The sequence below is a fragment of the Variovorax sp. Varisp36 genome, assembly GCF_047304235.1.
In the GTDB taxonomy this organism is placed as follows: domain Bacteria; phylum Pseudomonadota; class Gammaproteobacteria; order Burkholderiales; family Burkholderiaceae_C; genus Variovorax.
Genome location: NZ_JBGLYU010000016.1, coordinates 94047 through 100866, shown reverse-complemented (window position 1 = coordinate 100866; position 6820 = coordinate 94047). Strand labels below are relative to the sequence as shown.

At 67.8% G+C, this 6820-nt stretch carries 4 protein-coding genes; 3 read left to right on the top strand and 1 reads right to left on the bottom strand.

Annotated elements, in window-relative coordinates; all coding sequences use genetic code 11:
- Both ACCD11_RS12430 and ACCD11_RS12425 read left to right on the top strand, forming a co-directional pair.
- Positions 1–1054, top strand: a 1054-nt coding sequence (locus ACCD11_RS12430) for a murein transglycosylase A (RefSeq protein ID WP_413314076.1), incomplete at its 5' end; no start/stop codon positions are given.
- A 124-nt stretch (positions 1055–1178) separates the two neighbouring features.
- Positions 1179–3458 carry a PhoX family protein gene (locus ACCD11_RS12425; RefSeq protein WP_413314075.1) on the top strand — a complete coding sequence of 760 codons (2280 nt, stop codon included), beginning with the start codon at positions 1179–1181 and terminating at the stop codon, positions 3456–3458.
- Between the two features lie 123 nt (positions 3459–3581).
- On the opposite strand, the gene ACCD11_RS12420 is transcribed toward ACCD11_RS12425, so the two are convergent.
- Positions 3582–4049, bottom strand: a complete 468-nt coding sequence (locus ACCD11_RS12420) for an Lrp/AsnC family transcriptional regulator (protein WP_413314073.1) — start codon at positions 4047–4049, stop codon at positions 3582–3584.
- Positions 4050–4154: 105 nt separating this feature from the next.
- Here ACCD11_RS12420 and mdeB point away from each other — a divergent pair, with 105 nt between their 5' ends.
- Positions 4155–6812, top strand: a complete 2658-nt coding sequence (gene mdeB, locus ACCD11_RS12415) for an alpha-ketoglutarate dehydrogenase (protein WP_413314072.1) — start codon at positions 4155–4157, stop codon at positions 6810–6812.
- Positions 6813–6820: the final 8 nt, after the last annotated feature.

Below are 6820 nucleotides of genomic sequence, written 5' to 3'. Positions count from 1 at the left end.
CCCCTCCGCCACCCCGCCGCGCGACCTCGGTCCGCTCACCGGCTCGCTCGCGCATCCCAAGAGCCGCTGGGTGCCGGTCGGCTGGACGGAACTGCCGGGCTTCGGCGAAGACCCGCTGCACGAGGCGTGGATCGCGCTGCTGGCGAACTGCGTGCGACCCAACGCCGCCTTCGCGCCGCTGTGCCGCGACGTGCGCCAGCTGACCATCGCCACGCCCGAAGAGCAGCGCCAGTGGATGACCGAGCGGCTGCAGCCCTACCGCGTCGAGGCGTTGAACGGCCAGACCGAGGGCAAGCTCACCAGCTACTACGAGCCGGTGTACGAAGCCTCGCGCGTGCCCACCGCCACCTTCAACGTGCCGATCTACCAGGCCCCGGACGGCCTGGTGCCGCGCCGCCCGTGGTACACGCGCCAGGAGATCGAGACCCTGCCCGAGGCGCAGGCCGCGCTGCGCGGCCGCGAGATCGCGTGGATGGCCGACCCCATCGACGCGCTGATGCTGCACATCCAGGGCTCGGGGCGCTTGCGCATCACCGAGGCCAACGGCTGGCAGCACACCGTGCGAATGGCCTTCTCGGCCACCAACGAGCAGCCCTACCGCAGCGTGCAGCAATGGCTGATCAGCCAGGGCGTGACCAAGGTCGGCAAATGGCCCGACGACACCAAGGCCTGGGCCGCGCAGAACCCGCAGCGCGTGTCGCAACTGATGTGGAGCAACCCGCGCTACGTGTTCTTCCGTGAAGAGACGATGAGCGAGGTCGACGCCGCCTTCGGCCCGCGCGGCGCGCAAGGCGTGCCGCTCACGGCCGGCCGCTCCATCGCGGTCGACCGCGAGAGCATCCCGTACGGCACGCCGGTGTGGCTGGCGTCCAGCGGGCCGGCGGCGCAGCTGCAGAAACTGGTGGTGGCGCAGGACACCGGCAGCGCCATCCTCGGCGCGGTGCGCGCCGACTACTTCGCGGGCACCGGCGCCGACGCGGGCCGCCTCGCGGCGAGCATGAACCAGCCGCTGCGCCTGTGGGCGCTGTGGCCGAGGCAGTCGCCCGCTCCCTGAGCAGGGCGCGGCACTTGGTGGATCAATTCAACCTGACGGGAAGCTGAGTGTTTCATTGAGCCGTCATACGAAGTGCCTAACTTCACGGGCTGGTTTCCCCAATCCATGAAGAAAGACATTGCGCATGACCGCAAATACCCGCACCGACGATCCTTCGGTCGACCTCGACGACATCGGCACCAACCCCACGTCGAACTCCTCGTTCACCGACCTGATCGCCTCGCGCCTGAGCCGCCGCCGCCTGTTCGGCCTGGGCGTCGGCACCGCCGGCACGGCGCTGCTGCAGGCGTGCGGCGGTGGTGGAGGTGGCGGCACCGCGTTCCCGGTGCTGCCTCCGGCACCCGCTCCCGCCCCGGCGCCTTCGCCAGCGCCCGCACCCGCGCCCGCGCCCGCGCCCGCACCTGCCGCTGCGATGAAGCTCGGCTTCAATCCCGTGGCCAAGAGCCTCGCCGATGTCGTGACCGTGCCCGCAGGCTACACCGCCAGCGTGCTCTATCGCCTGGGTGATCCGATCGCTTCGGGCGTCGCCGCCTACAAGAACGACGGTTCCGACGACGCCACCACGTACGACCGTCGCGCGGGTGACCACCACGACGGCATGACCTACTTCGGCATGAACGCGTCGAACAAGTGGGACCCCGCCGGCGCATCGCGCGGCCTGCTCGTGATGAACCACGAGGCCATCACGCCGTTGTTCCTGCACCCCACCGGCCAGACCATCAGCGGCACCGGCAACGCGGCCGCGCGAACCGTCGCCGACGAAGTGCTGCGCGAGTTCTACCTGCACGGCGTGAGCCTGATCGAGGTCAACAAGAGCGGCAGTACCTGGAGCTACAAGCAGGACTCGACCCTCAATCGCCGCGTCCACACGCTCACCGAGATGAGCTTCTCGGGCCCGGCCGCCAAGACCGACTACCTGAAGACCAAGTACTCGACCGACGGCAGCAAGACCCGCGGCACGCTCAACAACTGCGCCAACGGCACCACGCCGTGGGGCACGTACCTCACCTGCGAGGAAAACTGGGCCGGCTACTTCCGCCGCATCGCCGCCAACGACAATGCCAACCGTACGGCCAAGGAACTGGCGTCCTTCAGCCGCTATGGCGTTTCGAGTACTGGCCGCGAACTGTGGGCCACCGTCACGCCCGATACGGCCGACAACCTCTACGGCCGCTGGAACACCGAAGTCGTGGTCGTGGGCGGCACCGCCGCCGACGACTACCGCAACGGCTCCAACACCTACGGCTGGGTCGTCGAGATCGACCCGTTCAACCCCACGAGCACGCCGAAGAAGCGCACTGCGCTCGGCCGCTTCGGCCATGAAGGCGCCTGCCTGGGCCCGGTCGTGGCCGGCAAGCCGCTGGTCTGGTACATGGGCGACGATTCGCGCAACGAGTACATCTACAAGTTCGTCTCCACGAAGAACTGGGATGCGGCCGACATCGGCGGCGGCATGGCCGCCGGCGACAAGTACATGGACGACGGCCGCCTCTACGTGGCCAAGTTCAAGGCCGACGGCACGGGTGACTGGCTCGAACTGAAGCTCGGCGTCAACAACATCACCGCGAGCTACTCCGCCTATGCCTTTGCCGACGCGGCCGACGTGGTGGTCAATGCGCGCCACGCCGCCGACGCCGCCGGCGCTACCAAGATGGACCGCCCCGAGTGGACGGCCGTCAATCCGAAGACCGGCGAGGTCTACGTCACGCTGACCAACACCAACGCCAGCTCGCGCCCCATCGGCAAGACCGACGCCGCCAACCCGCGCTACTACAACGACAAGACGACCACCGGCACGGACCAGAAGGGCAACCCGAATGGCCACATCGTGCGCTTTGCCGACGCCAACGGCGACCCGACCGCGGTGACCTTCAAGTGGGACGTGTACCTGTTCGGTGCTCGTTCGACTGCATCGGCCGACGTGAACCTGTCCGCGCTCGGCGCCGACAATGACTTCTCCAGCCCCGACGGCATGTGGTTCAGCCAGGCGGCGCCCGGCCTGCTGTGGCTGGAAACCGACGACGGCGCGTACACCGACGTGACCAACTGCATGCTGCTGGCCGCCCTGCCGGGCAAGGTCGGCGACGGCGGCGCGAAGACCATCACCAACGTCGACGGTTCCACCACCGCCACGCAGGCCACCTTCATCGGCAAGGCCCCCGGCACCGACGGCCTGCGCCGCTTCCTGGTCGGCCCGATCGACTGCGAGATCACCGGCATCGCCGAATCGGGTGACGGCCGCGCGCTGTTCGTGAACATCCAGCACCCGGGCGAGAGCACGGCCAAGGGGAACATCTCCGATCCGACGAAGTTCCTCAGCCACTGGCCCGATGGCGGCAACACCCGCCCACGCTCGGCAACCATCGTCATCACGAAAAACGACGGCGGCCTGATCGGCCTCTGATCGTCGCAGGAGCCAGCCCCCTTTCGGGAAACACCGAGGAACCGGCTCTGCCGGGCCTCTGGTGTTGCCCCCGGCGAGGGGGAAGGCGAAGCGACACGAAGTGCGCGAAGCCTGGGGGAGTACCTATCCTTTCGGCAACGGCAGCGCCGTCTTGTATCTGACCTGCTTCAGTGCAAAGCTGGAGCGGATCTTCTCGATCCCCGGAATCGGCGTGAGCTGTTCCAGGATGAATTTCTCCAGCGCCGCCATGTCAGCCACCGCGATGCGGATCAGGTAGTCGCTGTCGCCCGTCATCAGGTAGCACTCCATCACCTCGTCGTGCTCGGCGATGCGCTGCTCGAAATCGGCGAGCGACTGCTTGCTCTGCGTCGTGAGGCTGATCGAGATGAACACGTTGAGCCCCAAGCCCAGCGCCTTGGCGCTGAGGAGCGCCACATAGCGGCCGATCACGCCGTTCGCTTCGAGCACTTTCACCCGCGCGAGGCAGGGCGATGGCGACAGGTGCACGCGCCGCGCCAGCTCCACGTTCGACAGCGCGCCGTCGCGCTGCAGCTCGTCGAGAATGCGCAGGTCGATGGCGTCGAGTTGCATGAAATGCCGGAGAGTTGAAGATTGACGGAATTTTATGCTGCGACGCTTGCAGGGAATTGGCTTCGCCAGTAGCTAATTTTTCGCGTGGCGGCCTAAAGTGCCGATATGAACGCCCCGATTTCGCCCGACCAGATGCGTGCCCTGCTGCTCGACACGCCGCTCTCGCACGACCCCGACCCCGCCGAGACCGCCGAATGGCGCGACGCCTTCCTGGCGCTGGCGCAAACGCAGGGGCCGCAGCGCGCAAAGCAGATGCTGGTCGAGCTGGCCCGGCTCGCGCGGCAGCAGCGCATCGGCTGGCAGCCCGAACTCGCGACGCCGTACGTCAACACCATCGCGGTGGAAGACCAGCCGCCGTTCCCGGGTGACCTCGCCATCGAGGAAAAGCTCGCCTCGCTGATGCGCTGGAACGCGCTCGCGATGGTGGCCAAGGCCAACCAGGCGTATGGCGAACTCGGCGGCCACATCGCCAGCTACGCGAGCGCGGCCGATCTGTTCGAAACCGGCTTCAACCACTTCTTCCATGCGCGCAGCGAGCAGCACCGCGGCGACCTCGTGTTCTTCCAGCCGCACAGCGCGCCGGGCGTCTATGCGCGCGCCTACCTCGAAGGCCGTCTCGGCGAAGAAGACCTGAACCACTACCGCCAGGAACTCACCGCGCCCGCCTTCACCGACGGCAGCGGCGCGCGCGGCCTGTGCAGCTATCCGCATCCGTACCTGATGCCGGACTTCTGGCAGTTCCCCACCGGCTCGATGGGCATCGGCCCCATCAGCTCGATCTACCACGCGCGCTTCATGCGCTACCTCACGCACCGCAACCTGCTGAATTGCGAGGGCCGCAAGGTGTGGGGCGTGTTCGGCGACGGCGAGATGGACGAGCCCGAATCGATGAGCGCGCTGACGCTCGCCGCGCGCGAGAAGCTCGACAACCTCGTGTGGGTGGTCAACTGCAACCTGCAGCGCCTGGACGGCCCGGTGCGCGGCAACGGCCGCATCATCGACGAACTCGAAAAGCTCTTTGCCGGCGCGGGCTGGAACGTCGTCAAGCTCGTGTGGGGCAGCGACTGGGACGGCCTCTTCGCACAGGACGTGAGCGGTGCGCTCGCGCGCGTGTTCGCCAACACCGTCGACGGCCAGATGCAGACCTTTGCGGCCAAGGACGGCCGCTTCAACCGCGACAACTTCTTCGGCCAGAACCCCGAGCTCGCGCGCCTGGCCGAAGGCATGACCGACGAGCAGATCGACCGCCTCAAGCGCGGCGGCCACGACCTCGTGAAGATCCATGCGGCCTACGCGGCAGCGGCCAGGCACAAGGGCCAGCCGACCGTGATCCTCGCCCACACCAAGAAGGGCTACGGCATGGGCAGCGCCGCGCAAGGCAAGATGACCACGCACTCGCACAAGAAGATGGGCGACGTGGACCTCATTGAGTTCCGCGACCGCTTCAACCTGCCGCTCACCGATGCGCAGGCCATCGCGATGGATTTCTACCGCCCGGCCGAGGCCAGCGCCGAGATGCGCTACCTGCGCCAGCACCGCGAAGCGCTCGGCGGCGCCATGCCGCGCCGCGAGACCGCCTGCGACATCGTGCCCAAGCCCGATATCGCAAGCTACGCGCAGTTCGCGACCGCTGCGGCCGGCAAGGAGATGAGCACCACCATGGCCTTCGTGCGCATGCTGGGCAACCTCATGAAGGACGCTGCGCTCGGCCCGCGCATCGTGCCCATCGTGGCCGACGAGGCGCGCACCTTCGGCATGGCCAACCTGTTCAAGCAGGTGGGCATCTATTCGAGCGTGGGCCAGCGCTACGCGCCCGAAGACATCGGCTCGGTGCTGAGCTATCGCGAAGCGACCGACGGGCAGATCCTTGAAGAAGGCATCAGCGAAGCCGGCGCCATCGCGAGCTGGACGGCCGCGGCCACCAGCTACAGCGTGCATGGACTGGCCATGCTGCCCTTCTACATCTACTACTCGATGTTCGGCTTCCAGCGCGTGGGCGATGCGATCTGGGCCGCGGCCGACCAGCGCGCACGCGGCTTCCTTCTCGGTGCCACGTCGGGCCGCACCACGCTCGGCGGCGAAGGCCTGCAGCACCAGGACGGCAGCAGCCACCTCGTGGCCGCGACCATTCCCAACTGCAAGGCCTACGATCCGGCCTATGCGGGCGAGATGGCGGTGATCGTCGACGCGGGCATCCGCGAGATGATGGTCGAGCAGAAGGACGTGTTCTATTACGTCACGCTCATGAACGAGAACTACGCGCAGCCCGATGTGCCGGAAGGTGCGGAAGGCGACATCCTGCGCGGGTGCTACCGCTTCGGCGTGTATTCGCCGGCCTCCGGCAAGGCGAAGAAGAAGGTCACGCTGATGGGCTCGGGCGCGATCCTGACGGAAGTCGTCAAGGCCGCGCAGCTGCTGGCCGATGAAGGCATCGAGGCCGAGGTGTTCAGCGTCACGAGCTGGAGCGAGCTTGCGCGCGACGGCCAAGCCTGCGAGCAGCGCGCGCTGGCTGGCGAAGAAGCCGGCACGACCTTCATCGCGCAGCAGCTCGGCAAGGGCAGCGGCAAGGCACCGGTCGTTGCCGCCACCGACTACGTGCGCGCCGTGCCCGAGAGCGTGCGCGCCTTCCTGCCCGAAGGCCGCCGCTACCTCACGCTGGGCACCGACGGCTTCGGCCGCAGCGACACGCGTGCGGCGCTGCGCGGATTCTTCGGGGTGGATGCCGCGAGCATTGCAAACGCCGCGCGGCACGCGCTGAACTGAGAGCCGGC